The 22,276-nt window shown below is 37.8% G+C and carries 20 protein-coding genes; 9 read left to right on the top strand and 11 right to left on the bottom strand.

The genetic code is table 11. The annotated features are described in order from the left end of the window. Positions 1 to 49 precede the first annotated feature (49 nt). Entirely contained in the window at positions 50 to 574 is a 525-nt protein-coding gene (locus BM137_RS00695; protein ID WP_092479174.1) for an LURP-one-related/scramblase family protein, read from the top strand. A 54-nt stretch (positions 575 to 628) separates the two neighbouring features. Here the strand turns inward: BM137_RS00695 and BM137_RS00690 are convergent, their stop codons facing one another. Next, positions 629 to 1,195, bottom strand: coding sequence for a GNAT family N-acetyltransferase (locus tag BM137_RS00690; RefSeq protein ID WP_092479172.1), 567 nt, complete (start codon positions 1,193 to 1,195; stop codon positions 629 to 631). Positions 1,196 to 1,986: 791 nt separating this feature from the next. Between BM137_RS00690 and BM137_RS00685 the strand changes: the two genes are divergently transcribed. Then, positions 1,987 to 2,331: an iron-sulfur cluster biosynthesis family protein gene (locus BM137_RS00685; RefSeq protein ID WP_092479170.1), complete on the top strand. Its 345-nt coding sequence runs from the start codon at positions 1,987 to 1,989 to the stop codon at positions 2,329 to 2,331. 87 nt (positions 2,332 to 2,418) lie between these two features. Then, positions 2,419 to 2,766 carry an iron-sulfur cluster biosynthesis family protein gene (locus BM137_RS00680; RefSeq protein WP_092479168.1) on the top strand — a complete coding sequence of 116 codons (348 nt, stop codon included), beginning with the start codon at positions 2,419 to 2,421 and terminating at the stop codon, positions 2,764 to 2,766. Between the two features lie 40 nt (positions 2,767 to 2,806). Here the strand turns inward: BM137_RS00680 and uvrC are convergent, their stop codons facing one another. From uvrC to BM137_RS11410, 3 genes are all read right to left on the bottom strand, one after another. Continuing rightward, positions 2,807 to 4,579: an excinuclease ABC subunit UvrC gene (uvrC, locus tag BM137_RS00675; RefSeq protein WP_092479166.1), complete on the bottom strand. Its 1,773-nt coding sequence runs from the start codon at positions 4,577 to 4,579 to the stop codon at positions 2,807 to 2,809. Between the two features lie 149 nt (positions 4,580 to 4,728). Beyond that, positions 4,729 to 4,989 carry a hypothetical protein gene (locus BM137_RS00670; protein WP_092479164.1) on the bottom strand — a complete coding sequence of 87 codons (261 nt, stop codon included), beginning with the start codon at positions 4,987 to 4,989 and terminating at the stop codon, positions 4,729 to 4,731. A gap of 23 nt (positions 4,990 to 5,012) precedes the next feature. Next, positions 5,013 to 6,179: a 3D domain-containing protein gene (locus BM137_RS11410; RefSeq protein WP_092479162.1), complete on the bottom strand. Its 1,167-nt coding sequence runs from the start codon at positions 6,177 to 6,179 to the stop codon at positions 5,013 to 5,015. Between the two features lie 165 nt (positions 6,180 to 6,344). Here BM137_RS11410 and BM137_RS00660 point away from each other — a divergent pair, with 165 nt between their 5' ends. From BM137_RS00660 to BM137_RS00650, 3 genes are all read left to right on the top strand, one after another. Then, positions 6,345 to 6,824, top strand: coding sequence for a nucleoside 2-deoxyribosyltransferase (locus tag BM137_RS00660; protein WP_092479160.1), 480 nt, complete (start codon positions 6,345 to 6,347; stop codon positions 6,822 to 6,824). A gap of 128 nt (positions 6,825 to 6,952) precedes the next feature. Continuing rightward, positions 6,953 to 8,512, top strand: coding sequence for an exopolyphosphatase (gene ppx / locus BM137_RS00655; RefSeq protein ID WP_092479158.1), 1,560 nt, complete (start codon positions 6,953 to 6,955; stop codon positions 8,510 to 8,512). A 26-nt stretch (positions 8,513 to 8,538) separates the two neighbouring features. Continuing rightward, positions 8,539 to 10,623: an RNA degradosome polyphosphate kinase gene (locus BM137_RS00650; RefSeq protein ID WP_092479156.1), complete on the top strand. Its 2,085-nt coding sequence runs from the start codon at positions 8,539 to 8,541 to the stop codon at positions 10,621 to 10,623. Positions 10,624 to 10,684: 61 nt separating this feature from the next. Here the strand turns inward: BM137_RS00650 and BM137_RS00645 are convergent, their stop codons facing one another. Together BM137_RS00645 and brnQ are read right to left on the bottom strand one after the other, a co-directional pair. Next, entirely contained in the window at positions 10,685 to 11,443 is a 759-nt protein-coding gene (locus BM137_RS00645) for a MerR family transcriptional regulator (RefSeq protein ID WP_092479154.1), read from the bottom strand. Positions 11,444 to 11,543: 100 nt separating this feature from the next. Further along, positions 11,544 to 12,896 (bottom strand): branched-chain amino acid transport system II carrier protein, encoded by a 1,353-nt coding sequence (gene brnQ, locus BM137_RS00640; protein ID WP_092479152.1) that lies wholly within the window; start codon positions 12,894 to 12,896, stop codon positions 11,544 to 11,546. 168 nt (positions 12,897 to 13,064) lie between these two features. Between brnQ and BM137_RS00635 the strand changes: the two genes are divergently transcribed. Next, entirely contained in the window at positions 13,065 to 14,048 is a 984-nt protein-coding gene (locus BM137_RS00635) for a LacI family DNA-binding transcriptional regulator (protein WP_092479149.1), read from the top strand. Positions 14,049 to 14,095: 47 nt separating this feature from the next. Here the strand turns inward: BM137_RS00635 and BM137_RS00630 are convergent, their stop codons facing one another. Beyond that, positions 14,096 to 15,049: a phosphoglycerate dehydrogenase gene (locus tag BM137_RS00630; RefSeq protein WP_092479147.1), complete on the bottom strand. Its 954-nt coding sequence runs from the start codon at positions 15,047 to 15,049 to the stop codon at positions 14,096 to 14,098. Positions 15,050 to 15,402: 353 nt separating this feature from the next. After that, positions 15,403 to 15,864: a Dps family protein gene (locus BM137_RS00625; RefSeq protein WP_092479145.1), complete on the bottom strand. Its 462-nt coding sequence runs from the start codon at positions 15,862 to 15,864 to the stop codon at positions 15,403 to 15,405. 202 nt (positions 15,865 to 16,066) lie between these two features. Here BM137_RS00625 and BM137_RS00620 point away from each other — a divergent pair, with 202 nt between their 5' ends. Next, positions 16,067 to 17,695 carry an ABC-F family ATP-binding cassette domain-containing protein gene (locus BM137_RS00620; protein ID WP_092479143.1) on the top strand — a complete coding sequence of 543 codons (1,629 nt, stop codon included), beginning with the start codon at positions 16,067 to 16,069 and terminating at the stop codon, positions 17,693 to 17,695. A gap of 445 nt (positions 17,696 to 18,140) precedes the next feature. On the opposite strand, the gene BM137_RS00615 is transcribed toward BM137_RS00620, so the two are convergent. Then, a complete protein-coding gene (locus BM137_RS00615) occupies positions 18,141 to 19,592 on the bottom strand; it encodes a DEAD/DEAH box helicase (RefSeq protein ID WP_092479141.1) in 1,452 nt (483 codons plus the stop codon). 181 nt (positions 19,593 to 19,773) lie between these two features. Between BM137_RS00615 and BM137_RS00610 the strand changes: the two genes are divergently transcribed. Then, positions 19,774 to 20,331 carry a general stress protein gene (locus tag BM137_RS00610; RefSeq protein WP_092479139.1) on the top strand — a complete coding sequence of 186 codons (558 nt, stop codon included), beginning with the start codon at positions 19,774 to 19,776 and terminating at the stop codon, positions 20,329 to 20,331. Positions 20,332 to 20,386: 55 nt separating this feature from the next. Here BM137_RS00610 and BM137_RS00605 read toward each other — a convergent pair whose 3' ends face one another. Both BM137_RS00605 and BM137_RS00600 read right to left on the bottom strand, forming a co-directional pair. Next, positions 20,387 to 21,244: a VOC family protein gene (locus tag BM137_RS00605; protein ID WP_092479137.1), complete on the bottom strand. Its 858-nt coding sequence runs from the start codon at positions 21,242 to 21,244 to the stop codon at positions 20,387 to 20,389. A 101-nt stretch (positions 21,245 to 21,345) separates the two neighbouring features. Then, positions 21,346 to 22,092, bottom strand: coding sequence for an acyl-[acyl-carrier-protein] thioesterase (locus BM137_RS00600; protein ID WP_092479135.1), 747 nt, complete (start codon positions 22,090 to 22,092; stop codon positions 21,346 to 21,348). Positions 22,093 to 22,276 lie beyond the last annotated feature (184 nt).

Genomic DNA, 22,276 nt, shown 5'->3' with positions numbered 1-22,276 from the left:
TTTTCTAACACAATAAACTAAGTCATAATCATTAGAGGTGTGGATAAAAATGGTTCGACTTTATATGAGAGAAGAATTTGTCTCAAAACAAGATAAAGTGATCGTGAAAAACCATGCTGGAGAAGATGTATTTTTAGCTGTAGGAACTTGGGGACGAGTAGGAGACTCAATTTCGCTATATGCTATGAACGGTTCGCTGCTTGTGAAGGTAAAACAAGTAACGCTCTCCTTATTGCCTAAATTTGATTTATATGTACGAGGAGAAAAAATCGGCACCATTACCAAGCATGTTGCTTTTTCTAAAACCTATTTCAAGGTTCATAAATTGAATTGGATAGTCTCCGGTGACTTTGAACGCGGCCATTACGTGATTCGCCGCGGTACCACTACCATTATGGAAATGGAAAAAAGTTGCTTTGCACGAGGCGATTTCTATGCCTTAACAGTCCATGAACCGCATCAAGCTCCTCTTTGTGTGGTCATTGCTTTGATCGTGGACCATTATGCACGAAGACGTCAGCAAGACTTCTTAACAGTCAAAAAGAAAAAAACGGTTGCGATACATCCGATTTAAAAATTGTCAAAACGGCATCAGAGCGAGTAGGCTCTGATGCCGTTTTGTAGTTTTTTAATCAATATTTTTTACCATGTGATCATACTCATGACCAACAATTGTGATGGTTTTTATTTTTTTGTACCCTTGGTTTTCATACAAGTTTTTTGCTGTTGGGTTTGCTACATCACAGTTTAATCCTATCGCCGTTTCTCCAGCTTTTTTAGCCGCAGCGGGTAATTCAGCCAATAGTTTAGTCGCTACCCCTTGTTTTCGAAAGTCAGGATAGGTATATAACATATCTAAATACCATTCTCCAGGCTCTGTTTCCAAATCAAATGTCAGATTGATTTTATGGTGATAACCTCGATCAATTAGTAGTTGTTTGAAACCTTGGTCGATCCCTTCTTCCATTTCACCTTTATACCCGTAAGCAAACCCAGCAATCTTACCATCAATTTCATAAACAATCCCGTTGGCATAATGGAATCGAAAATCTTCCTGATTCATACTTTCACTTATTATTTCTTTCAACTCTGCTAGAGGAATCTCTGTCACAAATGGCGCCTCCATATCTCTCCAAATGGCTAGAATTCCTTCTATCAGTTTTTCTGTATCTTTCAACTCAGCTTGTCGAATCACTTTTCGCACCTCTTATTATTAGATTTCTTTCAACCTATACTACATGAAAAATAATTGTTAAACAAACCGAACTGGAGATACAGCTAAATCATTCCTTAGCTGGTGTAACATTCTTATTGGTGGAGTATTCTGCTGCTAAACACCAACTCCACACTGTTTTAGCTGCTGCTTATCAAGTAGACTCCTTCTACTTGATATCCCTGTATCTTTTTTACTTTAACTTGTTAAGTAGACCCCTTCTACTTGATATCACAGCATCTTTTTACTTCAACTTATCAAATAGACACCTTCTACTTGATATCACAGCACCTTTTTTACTTCAATTTATCAAATAGACACCGTCTACTTGACATTCCAACACCTTTTTTACTTCAACTTATCAAGTAGACACCGTCTACTTGATATCACAGCATCTTTTTCACTCTAACTTGTTAAGTAGACCCCTTCTACTTGATATCACAGCACCTTTTTCACTCTAACTTGTTAAGTAGGCCCCTTCTACTTGATATCTCTGCATCTTTTTCACTCTAACTTGTTAAGTAGACCCCTTCTACTTGACATCCCAACACCTTTTTTACTTCAACTTCTCAAGTAGACCCCTTCTACTTGACATCCCTGCATCTTTTTCACTCTAACTTGTTAAGTAGACCCCCACTTTTCCTTACTACTCCTACTCAAAACGCTTTAGCAGTGGTTGGTTAATAATTGAAAAAATAGTATACTATAGATGAAACATCCCTATTCTACTAGAGAATAGGTCTACCATTTGATGTACAAAGGAGGTTTTTCTAATGTTTTTGACTATTACAGATGCTGCACACGAGCGGATCAAGAAAGCTGAATCTTCCAATCAAGGTAACTTGGCTATCTATTATGAATCAAAAGTTGGATGCGAGTGTGGAAATACAGGTATTTTTACTCTTCAGTTACAAAACACTCCAAACCCTGACATGGACGGCGAAATCGAAACATCTCTTGGTAAATTGCCGATACAAAAATGGAGTCTTTCCTATTTAGATCAACAGATGACCTTAGATTATAAACCGGCAAAAAATACGCTCGAATTAAAAGGTGAATCTGGGATGTTGAACCCGAACGTCATCATCACAGATCAAGAAGGACAACAGCTGCTTTAAGCAATGGCATGGACTTTTTGTAAAAAATGCGTTATAGTATAATCACTTACAAATAATAAGAATAACTCAAACGAAAGAAGGCATTCCATGTTTTTAACGGTAACTGAATCAGCTCAAGAACGCTTAGCTCACATTCAAGAGCAGCATAAAGGGCAATTGGCTCTTTCTTACAACGATGTTCCAGGTGGTTTTGCATGTGGGATCAGAGGAGAATTTTCTTTAAAATTAGTAACTACTGATCATCCAGAACTAGACACACCTATCGAGTCTACTATCGGTGATATTTACACTCAAAGTACCCACTTAGACGACTTGAATGAAAATATAAAATTAGATTACAAAAAAGACAAAAACACTTTATACCTGACTGGCGACGCTGGTATGATCAATCCAGACATTGCTGTTGTGGATGACAATGACAACAAATTATACTAAAAAAACTCCGAGAATCGTATCTGATTCTCGGAGTTTTTGTTTAGTTGATCTCTTCTTTTATTTTTTTAGCTATCTCTAACGGAATACCTAATTGAGTGATCTCTTCCACATCGGCTTCACGGATATTTTTCACGGATTTAAAATGTGTCATGATTTTCTTTCTTCGTTTTGGTCCGATACCGGCTATTCTGTCTAATCTAGAAGCGACACTGTTTTTGCTGCGCACTTTACGGTGGAAAGTGATCGCAAATCTATGAACTTCATCTTGTATTCGTTGAACAAGATGAAACGCATGGCTGGTCGGTTCTAACGGAACGATTTGATGGTATTCTCCAAAAATTAACGATGATGTTCTATGTTTGTTGTCTTTTACCATCCCAGCTACTGGAATGTCTAAGCCCAACTCATTTTCCAACACATCGATCGCTCCATTGACTTGAATCTTGCCCCCATCCATTAAAATCAGGTCTGGCAATGGGCTGCCTTCTTTCAGCAAACGCGAGTATCTTCTGCGGACGACTTCTTTAGTTGTTGCCAACTCATTACTTCCCTCAACGGTTTTAATGTTGTATTTTCGGTATTGGCTTTTATCCGGGGATCCGTCTTTAAACGAAACCATTGCTGAAACCGGACTTGTACCTTGGATGTTGGAATGGTCAAAGGCTTCGATTCGATGAATATAAGGAATACCTAAAGCTTCTGACAATTCTTCTATCGCCCCAACAGTCTTCTTATCATCCATTTCAATCAATTTGAATTTCTCATTCAATGCGACTTCACTATTTTTGGTCGCTAGATCCAGCATATCTTTCTTACGCCCTTTTTGCGGAGTCCGAACCGAAATCTGCAATACCTCTTCTAAAACATCAGTGTCCATTCCTTCAGGCACCAGAATCTCTTTTGGCAAGATATGATTTTTCTCTTGATAGAACTGAACGATGTAAGAAGCTAATTCTTCTTGAGGTGTATCGTAACAAGGAAAAATAGTCGCTTCTCTTTTGATCAATGTTGCTTGACGGATAAAGAATGTCTGAATGGATATCCATCCTTTATTCATATAGAAACTAAACACATCTCTAGGCGTAGGATCATTAGTAATGATATTTTGTCTTTCCACAGTGGTTTCGATGTGTTGAATTTGATTCCGGTACTCTGCCGCTCTTTCAAACTCAAGTTTTTCTGCAGCTTCTTTCATCCGGCTGCGCAACTCTGTTTTGATTTCTTTTACATCGCCATTCAAAAAGCGTCTGATACGATCAATTTGAGCTTTGTATTCTTCTTCTGGAATTTCATGATCGCACGGACCAATACATTGTCCGATATGGTAGTAAAGACAAGCTCTGGTTTGCCGTCCGTTACATTTTCTGAGCGGATAGATTTTTTGGATCAATTGCTGTGTCTCAGAAGCAGCATAAACGTTTGGGTATGGCCCAAAGTAATAGCCTCCATCTTTTTTGACATCAGAAGTAATGATTAATTGTGGATTACGCTCATTGGTAATTTTAATATATGGATAATGCGTACCTTGTTTTAGTTTAATATTGTACTTCGGCTGATGTTTTTTGATCAGTGTGATTTCCAATAACAGTGACTCTTTTTCTGTCTGCGTGATGATCGTTTCAAAATCTCGGATCTCTTCTACCAATAATTGAGTCTTTCCTTCGTGGCTTCCTTTGAAATAAGAACGAACACGATTTTTTAAGTTTTTAGCTTTTCCAATATAAATAATTTCATTGTCTTTATTTTTCATCACATAACAACCTGGTAAATCAGGTAGTAACATGAGTTTATTGTTAATAAGGTCGCTTGCCATTTACTAAATTCTCCTGTCTACTTGTATTATGTGTCATTTATTTTTTAAAAAAATCGGAATTTTAGTTACTATCGTATGACTTCTATTATATCAGTAATTGAAAAACAACGACAGATGTGAGCTCTGTCGTTGTTTTTTTGTAACAATATTTAGTTCTTTTTTTGACTGAATAAATACAGCTGATTGAAATTGTTGAAATCAGAGTATCCAACGAACACTTCTTTATAGACGTATTTCTTGCCTAATTTGTGTTCTTGCGCTTCTACTTGCTGGTGAATATCTTCAGCAATGGCTTGATAGAGTGCATCTATCTCACTTTCTTCAAGTTCGCCATACTTTTCTTCCCATGCATCTAAAAAAGCATCTTCGTCTTTATCTTGATAAAAATCAATATCTATTGTATTTTCCATTTTCATCACCTGTTTAGCTCATTTTAGTCTAAAATTTTGATTGTGATCGTTCTTCTTCCCCAGCTCAATGCTTGTTGAACAGTTGAGAAGTGAATATCGATTTTATTTCCTTTGATGGCTCCACCAGTATCTCCAGCAATAAATACACCATATCCTGGAATCTCTACTTTAGAACCTAAAGGAATGACGCTTGGATCAACTGCGATGACGCGCGAGTTGACTCTCAAATCAATACCAGTTGCCGTATGAGTGCTCAACCCAGCTTGTTGTGTTGAGTAACCAGTTGCTGAAACGACAATCGTTTTGCTTGATGAACTAGTTTCTGTTTTTGCAGGTTCTGGTTTCTCTTCTGTTTTCTTGTTGCTGACTGGATTTTCTTCTTTAACAGCTACTTTAGTTGTGGAAGGTGCTGTTTTTTCTGTTGAAACAGTTTGTGTTGCAACAACTTTTTCATTGTTTACTTTTTCATTGTTTACTTTTTCAGCTTCAGCTGCAGCTTTCTCAGCTTCTGCTTTTTCTTTAGCTAAACGTTCTTCTTCTGCTAAGCGCGTTTCTTCAGTAGCTCTTTCTTTATCTAATTGATCTAATAAAGCTTTGTTTTCATCCATTGTTTGTTGCAAGCTCGCAACTTCTTTATTTAACGCTTCTTTTTGTTCTTGAGCTAATTGTGATTGCTCTTTCAATTCAGCAATTTCTGCTGCTTGTTCTTCTTTTAAAGCTTCCAATTCTTCAGCTTCTTCTTGCGCCATGTCTACTTGGTCATTTCCAGCAGATTGAAGCGTCATAAGTACATAAGCTCTATTCAAAAAGTCAGTAACACTTTCTGATTCAATCAGACTAAGTACAGTGTTTTGATTGACTTCTGTTGTTTGGATCGTTTTTAGTCGATCTTTTGCTTGTTCTAAACGTTCTTCAACGATTTCTTCTTGTGCTGCAATTTCTTTCCCTGTTTCTTCTACTGTATTTTCTAGAGTGACCATTTCTTGTTCGACCAATTCCAGTTCAGCATTTTTTGCATTTACTTCACTCAATTTGTCGTTGATTTGGTTGTCTAGCAAAATCATTTCACTCTGTTTAGATTGTTGTTGTATTTTGATTTCTTCTAAAGTTGCTGCTTCTCCTACTGTTGGAACAAAAACTGTCATCATCATTCCAAGCACTAAACAAAAACTCATGGTTCTCTTCTTCATAAGACAACGCCTTTCTAAATGTTTTTTATATTTTTTATCCGTTTCCTTAAGCCTTCTACATTATACCCAATAATCTAGTTTACTACATTTCTTTCCTTTTACTTTTTATTACAATATCTATTTGTAGTATAATGGTTCTGTAACATTACATAAGGGGGAAGAAAAATGTCGAATAAAATCTATTATGCCAGTCCGCTTTTTTCAGAAATGGAATATACTTATAATGAATTTTTAATAAATAAAATTCGCGAGCACTATCCTGAAGTTGAGGTTTATGCTCCTCAAGAACAAGGTGACATCAATGATAAAAACGCTTATGCAGATTCTATTGCTATCGCCAAATATGATACCGATGCTTTACTAAGCAGTTCTTTAATGGTAGCTGTATTAGACGGTCCTGCAATCGATGTCGGAGTAGCTTCAGAGATCGGTGTAGCTTACCAAGCTGGAATACCGATTGTCGGCTTATTCAGTGATTCTCGTCAACAAGGAGCAACCAATAAACAAAAATTAGACGCCTTGCAACAGCCGGCAGAGTCGCAATTTGCGTACATTAATCTTTATACAGTCGGCTTGATAAAAATGAATGGAGCAATCTACACTAACTCTGCTGACTTATTGAAAGGCATTCAGTCATATTTGTAACACGTCTGACATCTTTCTGAACATTCCAATTTGCTTAAAAACCTTGCTACATCTCAAATTTTAGACAAAAAAACCTCATTCCAGTAAGATAAACTTATAAAAGTTTCTTACAGGAATGAGGTCTTTTTATGTCAACAGAAAGAATTGGTTTAATCGATATCGGTTCCAACACCGTTCGGTTGGTTATTTTTGAAACAGACGCTTATTACAATCTTCATGAATTGCAAAACATTAAAACCCCTGCTCGTTTGTATTTATACCTTTCAGAAGAGAAAATCTTAAACCAAGAAGGTATCGACAAATTAACCAAAATCATGCACAGCTTTAAACAAGTAGCGATTCAATACGAAGTAGACACTTTGATGCCGGTAGCTACTGCAGCTATAAGGCAATCAAAAAATCAGCAAGAAATTTTAGACCATATTAAAGAAGAAACTGGCATCAAAATTACTTTATTGGCTGAAGAACAAGAAGCCTATTACGGGAATTACGCCGTACTGCACTCTATCGACGAGCCAAATGGAGTTACAATAGACATTGGTGGAGGAAGTACAGAGATCACTTATTTTGAAGACAAGAAATTAGTGCATTCTATTAGTTTCCCTTTTGGAGTCGTCACACTGAAAGAGATGTTTTTTGACGGAAAAGCTCATAATGACCGTAAAGCGATCAAGAAAGCAAAAAGCTTTATTCAGGAACAATTTTCTTCTCTCCCTTGGATCCAAGAGAAAAAAGTCCCTGTTATTGCTATCGGCGGGAGCGCAAGGAATATTGCCAATATCCACCAGCGGATGATCGATTATCCGCTGGCCGGGATTCATGGTTACCAAATGGAAAGAGAACATTTAAGTAAAACATTAGATACATTGGAAAACCTTGATACCGACGAGTTGAATGATTTAGATGGTTTGAGCCGTGACCGGACAGATATTATTTTGCCGGCAAATCTAGTGTTCAATGCTTTATTCGATACTGTAAAAGCCTCTGCTTTTATTTTCAGCAATAAAGGATTGCGCGAAGGGGTCATAATGGAGTACTTGAACATTCACCACAATCACCCATTCGATTTGCATGAAATTCGTAAACAAACCGTAGAACGCACTGCTCGCTTATATAATATTCATCCTATGGTCGCTAGACAGCGGGTCTCTATCGCAGATAAATTATTCTCTGTCCTAGCCAATGAAAATATTTTAGAAGCTGATGCGTATTGGAAAACGTGTTTGCGTTCTGGATCTTACTTGTATTACTTGGGCAGTTACATCGACAACGATGCTCAATCTCAAAATACTTTTTACATTATTGCCAACAGCAACTTAGCTGGTTTGAACCATAAAGACCGCGTTATATTGGCTCTCTTAGCAAGTTATAAAAACAAATCTTTATTGAAGCAGTACATCAAAGAAATAAAAGACTGGTTCACAGAGGATGAACTTACCCTGCTGCATCATCTTGGCGGCATTATCAAATTCAGTGAAGCTTTAAATGATTCCCATATCAATGTCGTCAAAGATCTGGCTATTGAAAAAACAGATGATGACACTTATACCCTTCGTATTGTTCATAAAGGCGATGTTTTAGCTGAGGAGTACAGGGCCAATAGACAGAAAAAACATTTAGAACGCATATTAGATGCAAAAGTGGATATTCAATTTATAGAGGCTGATGACCCGGTTTATACGTCTTAACAGCTTCTTCAAAGGGGGGTAGAGGAATGTCAAAAATAGACTATGCGAATCCAGAATTATATGAAAACAGAGAATTGAGTTGGCTGGATTTTAATTACCGGGTTTTATCGGAGGCCGACTCTCAACAAAACCCTTTATTAGAACAGCTGCGGTTCCTTGGAATCGGGAGTTCGAATCTAGACGAATTTTTTATGGTTCGTGTAGCGGGATTACAAGATCAAGTAAAGTCCAATTACACTCAAACTGATAACAAGACTCAATTATCTCCTGAGGAACAATTAGAAGCTATTTCGGTAAAAAATCGCTTAAATGTAGAATATCAGTATTCACTATATAAAGAAGTGACCCAAGAATTGACCCAGTATGGTGTTTTTTTCAAATCCATCAACGACTTATCTCCTGAAGAAAAACAGTTGGCAGAAAATGTTTTTTTCGAGTTGATTTTCCCAACGCTGACTCCTTTAGGTATTGATGCTTATCGCCCTTTTCCTAATTTGCAAAATAAATTGATCAACGTCTTTGTCCATTTAGAAAAAGATGGGGCATCAGAAGTAGCGGTCGTTCCTTTACCTGCTTTAGCGGACCAATTCGTTCCGATTGAAATCGGTGATGAAGTCACTCTCCTCTACACAGAAGATTTAGTGACGCATTACATCGGTTCTTTGTTCAACGGCTACGCGGTCACCAGTACCTTCAATTTTCGGGTAACTCGCAATGCAGACTTGGAGATCCACGAACAAGGTGCTGAAGATCTGCTCATTGTGATTGAAGATTATTTGAAAGAGCGAAAAAAAGGGATGGCTGTTCGTTTAGAAGTCGACTTCAGGGATCCTTATGAAACTATCCAAGAAGATATCGATTATTTAACAACTGCATTGGAATTGGAAGCCCGAGATGTCTATCTGATGGATGGTCCTTTAGATTTGACTGTTTTAGGAGACATCGCAACCTATCTTTCCCAGGGGTTGTCGACTTTAAGTTATCCGCCTTTTTCTCCGGTGTATCCTAAAGAGTTGACCGAAAAAACCATTTATGAGCTAGCGGATGAAAAAGACCTCTTTTTTCATCATCCGTATGATTCATTTTATCCGATCGTCGAGTTTATCCAGCAAGCAGCTGAAGACCCTCATGTATTGGCAATTAAACAAACGCTGTACCGGGTCAGCAGCGATTCACCGATCGTTCAAGCTTTGAAACAAGCGGCTGATAATGGGAAGCAAGTAACTGTGCTCGTGGAATTGAAAGCTCGTTTCGATGAGGAACGAAATGTTCAATGGGCAAAAGAATTGGAAGAAGCCGGTTGTCACGTGATTTATGGCATGAACAATCTTAAAACACACAGCAAAATCTCTTTAGTGGTCAAAAAGAATGGCAACACTCTTACCCGCTATGTTCATTTAGGAACTGGGAATTACAATGATTCTACAGCCAAATTGTATACAGATATGGGGCTGATCACTACTAATAAGGAAATGGGAGAAGATGCCACCAATTTCTTCAACTATTTGAGCGGTTATTCCCAGCAGCCTGTTTACCATCATTTGACTGTATCTCCATTTGATATCCGTGATTCTTATATAGAAGATATTGATGCAGAAATAGCTTTTCATCAACAATTCGGGAATGGGCATATGATTGCTAAAATGAATTCTTTAACGGACAAAGTCGTGATAGAAAAATTGTATGAGGCCAGTCAAGCTGGTGTTAAAATCGACTTGATCATTCGAGGAATCTGTTGCTTGCGGTCACAAATCCCTGGTGTGAGCGAAAATATTCGTGTAATCAGTATTGTCGGCCGCTTTTTGGAACACAGTCGGATTTACTACTTCCGTCATAACGGAGCGCATAAGTTGTATTTATCCTCTGCAGATATGATGACACGAAATATGGTCAAGCGCGTTGAGATTGAGTTTCCCATTTTAGATGACGAAATCAATCAGACTATCTTATCTATCTTAGAGGTTTATTTAAAAGACAATGTAAAAGCGCGCCAGCAACTGGCGGATGGCTCTTATCAATTGATCCAAAATGATGCGCCTTTAGTAAACAGTCAACAATACTTTATGGAACAAGTCGTCAATGAACGGGATAAAAGAGGATTTTTTGAATAAAACTAAACAATCACGCATCTTCTTCGTCGAAGTTGCGTGATTTTCGTTCAGGTGGTTTTTATTATCGGGTATAGTGAAAAATGGCTTTTCTTAAGAATTCTGCCGCTCCGATCCCTGCTTGCTCATCGTAATAAGCTGTGAATCTTGGATCATCCACATACATTTGCGCTAAGCCTCTGTGGGCTTCTTTAGAATAAGTCGGCCAACTATAAGACAACCATTCCTTATGCAAATGGGCTAACTGAAGACTTTCTTCATTGGTTGGGTCATTTGTCTGCATCGCTTTCTTCAATGCTGTGAGAATCTGTTCAGCCAAATCCTGCATCATTTGATAGTCTTCCTGGTTTAAACCGGCTAATTTTTGATTCGATTTTTCTATAGTATCCCTGCCGTATTTCTCCCTGATTTCTTTACCATACTGCTTCTCGTTCTTTTCAATGGCTTCTTGTTTAAAGCCTTCGAATTTTTCTTTATCTGTCATTTCCATCTCTCCTCTTTTGCTGGCTAAGGTTTTATCGATTGTTTCGAGTAACAGATCCAGTTGAGCTTTTTTTGCTGCTAGTTGTTGGCGATGATTTTCCAAAGCCTTTTGAGTATCAAATTCCGGATCGTCCATGATACGCAGAATCTCTTCGAGCGGCATTTCTAAATGACGGTAAAATAAGATTTGCTGAAGCTTTTCCACTTCTTCCTCGCCATAGATTCGGTATCCATTTGAACTTTTTCGTTTGGGATGCAATAAGCCGATTTCATCATAATACCGAAGTGTTCGTTTGCTGACCCCAGCCAACCGGCTCAATGCGTTTACCGTGTACTCCATTCACGCTCCCCCTTCCTTGATATCCATTTTAAACCTTTACGTAACGTGAAGGTCAAGAACAAAAAAAGATTCTGCCTGTGATATGGCAGAATCTTTTTTGTTAAGCGGTTTTTTTCACTAAACTAATACCCCATCCGATAAGGAATCCTATTAAAGAAGGAATAATCCATCCTAGTCCGACTTCAAATAAAGGCAAATGTTCAGTAAGAAAAGCTAAGCTGTTTTGTATCCAATTGTAATCACTGAGGAAAGCTGGAGCTGCTTTGAAAAAATCTGCCAAACTAACTGGCAACGTAAATAACGTCGTACATACATACACGATCTGACGATTCTTAAATAACGGTGACAGAATAGCCAGTAAGATCAATGTAATCGCAAATGGGTAAAGCAGCATCAATACAGGCAACGAATAAGCAATAATGCTGGTCAATCCAACGTTTGCTACCACTCCTGAAACAATACTCAATACGACCACATAACCTTTGTAGCTGAGTAATCTAGGAAACATCTCGTGGAACGTTTCCGATCCGGCAGTGATCAGTCCGATAGCCGTTTTTAAACACGCTACCGTAACAATAACAGCTAGTAAAATACTGCCAAATGTCCCAAAGTAATAATTTGATATTTGAGCAAGTGCGATTCCGCCATTCTCTGAAATCGGAAATTGTCCAATACTCATGGTTCCTAAATACGCCAAACTGGCATAAATGATTCCCATCAAAACAACACTTAAAAATCCAGATTTAATAGTGTCTAAAGCGATCTGAGAAGGTTTTGTTACCCCTAAGTCTTTGATTGTTTGAATGACGATCACTCCAAAGGCTAAGGAAGCTAAAGCATCCATTGTGTTATACCCTTCCAAAAAGCCATTAACAAATGGTGCTGCGGTATAAGGTTCGCTGACCATTACATCGTTGATTGAGCCTAACGGACGAATAAATGCTGTGATGATCAAGATACCTAAGAACACCAAAAACAACGGGTTCAGTACTTTACCGACATACATTAAAATTTTGGTCGGTTTTAACGATAGCAATAATGCTGTTCCAAAAAATAAGAGCGTAAATACCGCAAGAGCGATTGTTTGGTAGTTTTCTGGTACATAAGATGAAAATCCAACCTCAAAAGAAGTTGTTGCTAAACGCGGTGTCGCAAAAAACGGGCCGATCGTCAAATAAAGAGCGATCGTCATAAAATAAGCATAAATAGGGTGAACACGGCTAGCTAAATCAAACAGACTATTGCTGTTGGTGATCCCCATAGCGACGATCCCTAAAAAAGGCAAGCCGATCCCTGTAACTAAAAATCCTATAATAGCTGAATGCACTTCGGCTCCGGCGAGTTGTCCCATATGGACTGGAAAAATCAAATTCCCAGCTCCAAAGAAAAGCCCAAACAACATAGACCCTATTGTCAGATAGGATGCTGCTGTTAATTTTGTTTCATTTTTCATTATTTTCTCCCTTCATTTCATCTAGATTCGAATAGTCTTATAATAACGTCTTTTCCCTTCGGCGACAACAAGAATATTTTCCCAAAACTTCTGCTCTCTTTGTTATACTGTCTTTGAAGAGGTATTACCTTACAGACCATGAGTTAAGTGAAAGGAAGCAGAAAAGACATGACGACAATTCAAGATATTGCTCATTTGGCAAACGTATCTTCCGCTACTGTATCAAGAGTGATCAATAAAAATGGTTACGTCAGCAAGTCCACTAAAGAGAAAGTGAAACAAGCTATTCAAGAACTCGATTATGTCCCCAACAGCCAAGCCGTTTCATTGAAAAAAGGCTCTACTAAAACCTTAGGCATCATCTCGACCGACTTTTTTGATACAGCTTCTGTTTTATTAAGAAGTTTCACGATGGAAGCACAAAAAGAAGGTTATAATGTCACTATTTTCATTACCAATCAAAACAAACAAAAAGAATTAGATGCATTAGAAATGTTGAAAAGCAAACAACTAGATGGTATTTTTTTGCTTTATCGAACAAACGAATGGGAGATTATCGAGAAGTATGAAAAGTATGGTCCCATCGTTACCCTAAACCGAGTGGATTCAGATATTATCCCTTCTGTTTACATGGATCAGTACAGCGGCTACTTATTAGGATTGGAACATCTGTACAATACTGGGTGCCGAAAAATCATCAATTTATATAGCAATGAATCTGGATTGAACACTCAAATCAGAATCAAGACTTTTGAAGAGTTTGCTCAAAAGTACCATTTACCTTCTCATGATCCTTCTTTATTTATCAACCTTGCCGGCACCAAAGACGGAGCCCAAGCCGCACGTTGGTTTCATCAGCAAACTGAAAAACCTGACGCTTTTATGTGCGCCTCTGATTCAGTAGCTGCTGGTTTCGTAGCTGAAGCCATGCACTTAGGGTACATAGCTGGAGAAGATTATTCAATTATCGGCTTTGACAATATTTTCTTATCTGAAATGCTGGACATCACCACTATCCATTATCCCGTTGATTTGCAAGCCGAGAATGCTTTCCGCCTGATTTATCAACGATTGGTCAACAAGGAACAACAAGTCCAGTCCTTAGATTTCAAATTGATCCAAAGAGGGTCTACGAAAAGAACGATTTACTAAAAAAATAAACCATCAGGCATGAAGAGTATGCCTGATGGTTTATTTTTTTAATAACTTTTATCGTAGTCCACTAAGTTACGCGGCAGTTCTTCTCCTTCAACAAAAGCTTGGATATTTTCTTCAAAAATGTTGAATAATCTTGTGTTGTAATGCTCTGCATTTCCTGAAATATGGGGAGTGACCAAAACGTCTTTTCTATCCCACAATGGACTATTTTCTGGCAGAGGTTCTGTTTCAAAAACATCCAACCCGGCAAAGGAGACTTTTCCATCGTCTAAAGCTTGGATCAAGTCTTCGGTGTTTACAGTCGGACCTCTTCCCACATTGATAAACAACGTACCCTCTTTCATTTCAGCAAACATTTTATGGTCGAAAAATGCTTTGGTCTCTGAAGTCAAAGGTAAAATATTCACTACCACATCTGCTTTTTTTAAATGGTCAATCATATCCGGTTGTCGGAAAATATGATCCATATATTCTACTTCTCGACCACTGCGGTTGATTCCAATAGTTTTCATGTTAAAGGCTTTTGACAATCTCCCAAGTTCTTTTCCAATATTTCCCGTTCCCACGATCATAATGGTTTTTTCAGACAGCTCAATAAGCCGTTGGTCTTCTCTCCAATGGTGTTGAGACTGATCCACAACTGCTTGTTGAATTTTTCTGCAGTACGCCAATAGCATACCAATAACCGACTCGGCGATTGGAACACTGTGGATTCCGCTAGCGTTCGTTAACAGAATAGAGCGTTCGTTTAATGTATCCAGATCCATATAATCCACGCCTGCCGAAGCTACTTGAATCCATTTCAACTGACCTTCTGTTTCAAGTAAACCTGCTTCTTCAGCTTTTATCTTATCCCACCCATAAACGATTTCTATATTCTCTATCGGAAAATCATCATCTCTGTTTACGAGTTCGTGATCTGGCGCTAACTCTTTCAGTCTTTCTAAATGCTCTGGTTTAATATCATTTAGTAACCATATACCTTTTTTGTTCATTTTCGTTCCCCCTTTTATTCCTTCTCACTTATCTATTATGTCATTTTCCTGATTATTAGAAAAGTAATCACTCTTACTAGGGTGTTTGGTTGGTCCTCACTCACATTTTCAGCTTTTATGGGTGAGTTTTTGTGAGTGAGAAGGCTGTTCTCTCACATTTCTAACTCTTTTGGACTGAGTTCTTATGAGCGAGAAGGCTATTCTGTCACATCTTGAGCTCTTTTGTATCGAACCTTGTGAGTTAGGACGCAACAAAACACTCTTCATTCAAAAAATGGTAAAACATCCAAGCCCTTTTATACAAAAAAGAGACGGAAGATTTCTTCCGTCTCTTAACTCAATATCTTTTCAGCTTATTCTACTGGGCTTTTTCCAAGGAATGCTTGGTACATCCAGATGTGTTTGTCTACGTCTGTTTTATATCCGATCAGCAAGTCTTGGGTTACATCGTCGCCGGCATCTCCTGTTAATTCAATTCCTTTTGACAGATTATCTGCTAAGATTCTCAAATCAGCTACTACTTCTGCGACCATATCTTCCCCAGATTTTTCTGTTGTATATGGAGTTTCTTCTATAATAGAGTGGTCTAGAAATTCTTTTAATGTAGAGTAAGGTTTTCCACCAATTGTAATCAAGCGCTCAGCTACTTCATCAAACGTTTCGTTTACATCATCGTACAGTTCTTCAAATTTCTCGTGCAGCGTGAAAAAATGCGAACCTTTTACATACCAGTGATGTTGATGCAATTTCGTGTAAAAAACACCTAAAGTTGCGACTGTATTATTCAAATACTCTTGTACTTCTTGGGTTGCCATGAAAAATTCCTCCTCATACTTTTTGTATTGTTTATTACTTTATAATCAGTATAATCTAACATAATTTTCTTGTCAAGAAAAACCTTGTTTGTTTGAACAAATTGTTACCTCTTAATATGAGAAAACCAACAATTCTATCGCTTTCTAACTATTAGTATGCTAAAATGATGCAGATAATATAAAGAATAGAGGTAATTAATTAATGATCACTGTATCTGATGTAAGTTTGCAATTTCCTGATCGTAAATTGTTTGACGAAGTGAATTTGCAATTTAAACCAGGGAACTGTTATGGATTGATTGGAGCAAATGGTGCTGGAAAATCAACATTTTTGAAGATTTTGTCTGGCGAAATTTCCCCATCTACTGGTAATGTTTCAATGGCTACTGATGAACGTATGGCAACTTTAAAACAAAATCACTATGACTATGAAGATCAAACAGTTCTAGACACTGTTATTATGGGACACAAACGCTTATATGACATTATGCAAGAGAAAAACGCTATTTATATGAAAGCAGATTTTTCTGACGAGGACGGTATCAAAGTTGCTGAACTTGAAGGTGAATTTGCAGAATTAGATGGTTGGGAAGCTGAACCAGAAGCAGCAACTTTGCTTCAAGGTTTAGGAATCTCTGAAGACTTGCACTACCTGAAAATGAGCGAATTGTCTGGTGGACAAAAAGTAAAAGTCCTTTTAGCTCAAGCTTTATTTGGTAAACCGGACGCTCTATTGTTGGATGAGCCTACCAACGGTTTAGACAAAAAGTCTATTGAATGGTTAGAAGAATTTTTGATCAATTTCCAAAATACAGTCATCGTAGTTTCACATGACCGCCACTTCTTAAATAAAGTTTGTACGCACATGTGTGACGTGGACTTTGGTAAAATCAAATTGTACGTTGGAAACTATGATTTCTGGTTAGAGTCTAGCCAATTAGCTGCCAAATTACAAGCTGACCAAAATGCGAAAAAAGAAGAAAAAGTGAAAGAATTACAAGAATTTATCGCTCGATTTAGTGCTAATGCTTCCAAATCAAAACAAGCGACTTCTCGTAAGAAAACACTGGAAAAAATCACTTTGGATGATATCCAACCTTCTACTCGTCGTTACCCATTTGTTGGTTTCGAACCTGAACGTGAAATTGGAAACGACTTGTTGCGTGTGGAAAACATTTCTAAAACTATTGACGGCAAAAAGATCTTAGACAATATCAGCTTTAGTTTGAACAAAGACGACAAAGTTGCTTTCACTGGAGAAAGCGATATTGCTCTTACGACTCTTTTCAAAATCATTATGGGAGAAATGGAACCAGATTCTGGTACTATTAAGTGGGGAGTAACTACTTCTCAAGCTTATCTGCCAAAAGATACTACAGCTGAATTTTCAGATGGTAAATTAACTATTGTGGATTGGTTGCGTCAATACGCTTCTAAAGAAGAAAGCGACAATACTTTCTTACGTAGTTTCTTAGGTCGTATGCTGTTCTCTGGAGAAGAAGTAATGAAAGAAGTTTCTGTCCTTTCAGGGGGAGAAAAAGTACGTTGTATGTTATCTAAAATGATGTTAAGTAAAGCAAACGTTTTGGTAATGGACGACCCTACAAATCACTTGGACTTAGAATCGATCACTGCTTTGAATAATGGTTTGATTGCTTTCAAAGGTTCATTATTGTTCAGTTCTCATGACCACCAATTCATCCAAACAATCGCTAACCGCATTATTGAAGTTACACCAAACGGAGTTGTAGACCGTGCGGAAACAACTTACGAAGATTTCTTGGAAAATGAAACAGTTCAAAAACAAATTGCAGAACTTTACGCAAAATAACAGTAAAGAAAGGCCGCCATTGTGCGGTCTTTTTTATGTTCATTTTTACGACTTTTCAGTTTTGGATGAATAACTTAGAAAGGTGCCTTGTCGAGTGTAACTTAAAGCTCTTAAGTCAGCTAAACTAGGTTTACTTGACTTGACTGCAGCTTTCTAACTCTCATAAGTTAGGTTTGTTTAACTTTCCCGACTTAAACGAGATAATTTTCTCTCCACAAGTCCGTTTTCCAAATCTACAACACAAAAAGTGTCTTGATTATTGGGTCATCTACCCAATAATCAAGACTCTTTTTAAATCGATCAGCAAAAAGCTTTGTTCTGCTCTTAAACGAGCTGCACAAAGCAGACTACATGTCTATAAGCCGAAATAGCCCGATTGATAAAAAACATCAACGAGGCTATTCCTTCTTATATCCAGTATTCTGAGCGCTTTGTTCTGCTCTCTTTATTTCTTAGCTTTATAAACTTTTAGTTGTTTTCCTTTAATCGTGCGGTCTTTCATTGCATCGATGACATACTGTCCTTTTCCATTCAAAATCTCTACGTAAGTCGAGCTTTCTTGAATAGTGATGATTCCGATGTCTTCTGCATTGATTCCAGGAATTTTAGCGATCGTCCCTACGAAGTCAACTGCACGCAATTTTTTCTTTTTCCCACCGTTGAAATAGACTTTAGTGATATTTTTATTCAAGTCTTTTTCACGTGGACGCTTCAATGGCGGACGTTTAGCAATTTTTTCGTCAAATGCATTTTGGTGACGTTGAACTAAACGAGCATTTGGCAATGGAACTTCTTCGAAATCTTGCTGTGCATACTCTCGTATTTCTCTCCACCAGCTCATTTCTTTTGGCGTTACCATTGTCAGCGCCAATCCAGCCTTACCTGCACGGCCTGTACGACCAGTACGATGGATGAAACTTTCTTTTTCAACGGGCACGTCATAGTTGATGACATGTGTCACGTTATCAACATCGATTCCTCTGGCTGCTACATCTGTAGCCACTAAATAACGAAAACGGCCTTCTTTGAATTCTTTCATGACTTCAAATCGATCGTCTTGGTACATTCCACCATGCAATTTATCGATTGGCAACCCAGCTTTGTTCAAATAAGCATAGACCTCGTTGACAGCTGCTTGTGTGTTGCAGAAAATCATACAGTTATCCGGATTTTCAACAGTCAGTAAATTCAACAATTGTCGCTCTTTGTCTTCTTCTTGCACTTTAACAAATGATTGATGGATCGTTGATTTATTGATTTCGCTCGCTTCGATCTTGATCGAGGTCGTTTCCTCTTTCATATAAAAAGCAGCTAATCTAGCGACTTCTTTTGGCATCGTAGCGGAGAACAATAACGTTTGACGATCTTTAGGAATGTATTCAATGATAGCTTCTACTTGTTCAATAAAGCCCATATTCAACATTTCATCTGCTTCATCCAAGACTAAGTAACGGACTTTGTCTACATTTATTGTTCCTTTTTGCAAATGATCCAATAATCGTCCTGGGGTACCCACTACAATATGGTTTTTTTGCTTTAATTCAAGCTGTTGCTTTTTGAAAGAAGCTTTCCCAAATATGGCTGCTGCTTTCACACGCTTGAAACGCCCAATATTGGTCAAATCTTCTTTTACTTGCATAGCCAACTCACGAGTCGGTGTTAACACTAATGCTTGCGGTTTATTTTCTGCCCATTCCACTTTTTCGACCAACGGCACACCGTAGCTGACTGTTTTTCCACTACCAGTTTGAGCTTCTACAATAATATCTTCATTTTTTAATGCTACAGGGATAACTTCTTCTTGTACTGTAGTAGGATGAAAGTAGCGCAAATCTGTTAATGCCTCTACAATTTCATCGCTGACTGCAAAATCTTTAAAACTCTTCTGTTTGTTCATAATAGCCTCTTTCGTCGTCCATTTTTTTCCAGTATAACAGGATTTCACCTAGAAGTATAAGCATTCTTAAAAATAACTTCCCCCAATTGTCATTTCCGACACAAACTAATCATTTGGGTTCGCTTACATAATTTGTTAGTATGAACTTGAAACAAAGCTAATCAAAGGAGGAATTCATTCGATGGTCAAAAAAGTAATAGGTGGATACATGTCTGTAGAAGAAGCAGCTGCTGAAATAGAACATTTACTGACAGTAGGCTATACTTCATCTGATCTTGTCGTCGTAACAAAAAGTGCCAATAAAGGTGCTTTAGAATCTCTAACTGTAGCAAATGTGGACCCGGTAGCGGATAAAAAAGGGGTGGCTAAAGGACATCCCGATTTCTTCGATTACGGGGATGAAACCAATCCTCTTGCCGCATATGAATTGGATAAAGATACAACTGAACACTACAACAAAACCGTTAAAAACGGCGGATATGTCATTCTGGTCGAAAAAGAAGCAGTAGACAACAAAAAAGGAGCGGCCTTGAACCGTTCCCCGATCAAATCAAAAAGTGATCCTACTCTCTCTAATATTGGAGAAGTGTCAGAGTCTTATAGAGGTAAACCAACACCAGAAAGCGACCGGCCAGTTTTAGACAATATACCTGGAGAAACTTCTGATCAAAAACAAACAGCAAATGAACAAAACATTCCATTCTCTCCAGGAACACCTAGAGATCCAAGCGAATCCTAAACAAAAAGAGCGTTGATTGCACTAAATAAGCAATCAACGCTCTTTATTTTTCGTATTACGCCATTTCGATAACGATGTGGATGCCATTTGGATCATCCAAAGTTAGTTGCTTGTCTTCACTGTTTAACTCGTAAGCATAAGCTTTTTCGTCTAACAACGATTTGATCGCTTCAAAATCCTCTGCAGAGTCCAGTTCGATCGTGTAGAAGTCCATTCCACGAGTTCCTTCAGGAGCTGCAGGAATGTTTGTTCCAGCCCAAACGTTTGAACCGATTTGGTGATGATACAGACCAGCTGCAAAGAATTTAGCTTGAGAACCGAAGTCGAATTTCAAATCAAACCCTAATAGGTTTTTATAAAACTCTTCTGTTTTTTCCAAGTCCGAAACGAATAAATGAACATGTCCCATGTAAGTTCCTGCTGGCATACCTTTGAACGGTTCTGCAGCTTCAGCAATAACTCCTTCAGCGTCCATCGGCTCTGTAACTCCAGCGATATCTCCATTGTCACGGATATCCCATTCGCTTACTGGTTTATCGCGGTAAATTTCGATTCCATTGCCTTCTGGATCGTCTAAGTAAATAGCTTCACTATAACCGTGGTCGCTAGCGCCTGTTATTGGGTACTTAGCAGATAATAAGTGGTAAAGCACTTCCCCTAAATCTTTTCTAGTTGGTACTAAAAGAGCTAAGTGATACAAACCTGCATAACGTCCTTTTGCACCTGAAGCCGGTACAGACTTCAGAACTAAAATCACTTTGTCTTCTCCATGAGCCCCAAAAGAAATTTCCTCAGCGGTTTCCTTTTTGATATCTAATCCAATATAAGTGTGGTAAAAATTCTTCATATTTTCTAGATTTTCTACATTTAAAACTACTTTACCTATTTTTGTATTCTCGTTTAATTTAAACATATCAGTATCCTTTCTTATTTACAATTCGTTTATTAACTTACTTTTTATAAGTATACTAGGCGAATCAGAAAAACTCAAGGACAAAAAATGTTTTTTCTAACTTATCGCTTCCTCCACACGACACTTAGTTCACAATTGACAGTTTCATCTGTTCTGATTCGATGAGCTGTCAACACTTTACCATCTTCCAGTTCTGTCCTACTGAATTCGCTGGAAATCATATTTCCGTAATGAACTTCTTTTTCAAATTTGATATTTACTGCATCAAACTCGTATTGAATCAAGAAATCGTATTCTAACGCATCAATGGCCCATTCAAAATATTTCGAGTTATTCACATGTTGATTCCGATCAATATCCAAGAAGCGCACGCGGTATTCTGTTGAAGATGCATCCTCGCCCACTTTTTCTGGTTTAGGAGTCCGAACTAATTTTTTATCAAAAGGTGCTTCATAAGGCTCTACAAGATCATCCGGAATACGAGACATTTTCCGTTTTTCAGTATCGATTAAAGCAAACGTCGTCATAGCTGTTGCACATTCTTTTCCGTCAGCTCCATATACTTTAAACTCACGGTAACAAAACAGTTTATTGTATGATATCGCTTGAGTAGTGATCGTGATTTCTTCTGCAAATTCCGGCATTCTATTGAATTTCATTTCATATTGCAGAATGATCCATGACAAACCTCTTTCATTTACCACTTCATCACTCACACCTAAAAGGTGACTCTGCTCCCCAGAAGTATGTACCATAATATTTACTAACATAGGTAAAGTCATTTTTTTAGTCGTATCACACTCATAATATTTCACTAAATGTTTTGCTTGATAAATTTTTCCACTCATTCAAAATAGCCTCTTTTCAAATTATTCATACTAACTAGATTACCACAAAATCAGTCAGAGCGCGAAAAAAGTCAAAGCATTAAGGACTGCATCTTTAATAAATCGGATTTGTTATAAAAACGATTGCAAGCCACTTGTGGAATGGTATACTTTAGATGAAAACTTACGTTTGGATAACTATAAA

Source organism: Desemzia incerta (assembly GCF_900115825.1).
GTDB lineage: Bacteria > Bacillota > Bacilli > Lactobacillales > Carnobacteriaceae > Desemzia > Desemzia incerta.
Note: the sequence above shows the minus strand (reverse complement) of the source record. Positions and strands in the feature narration are given on the sequence as shown.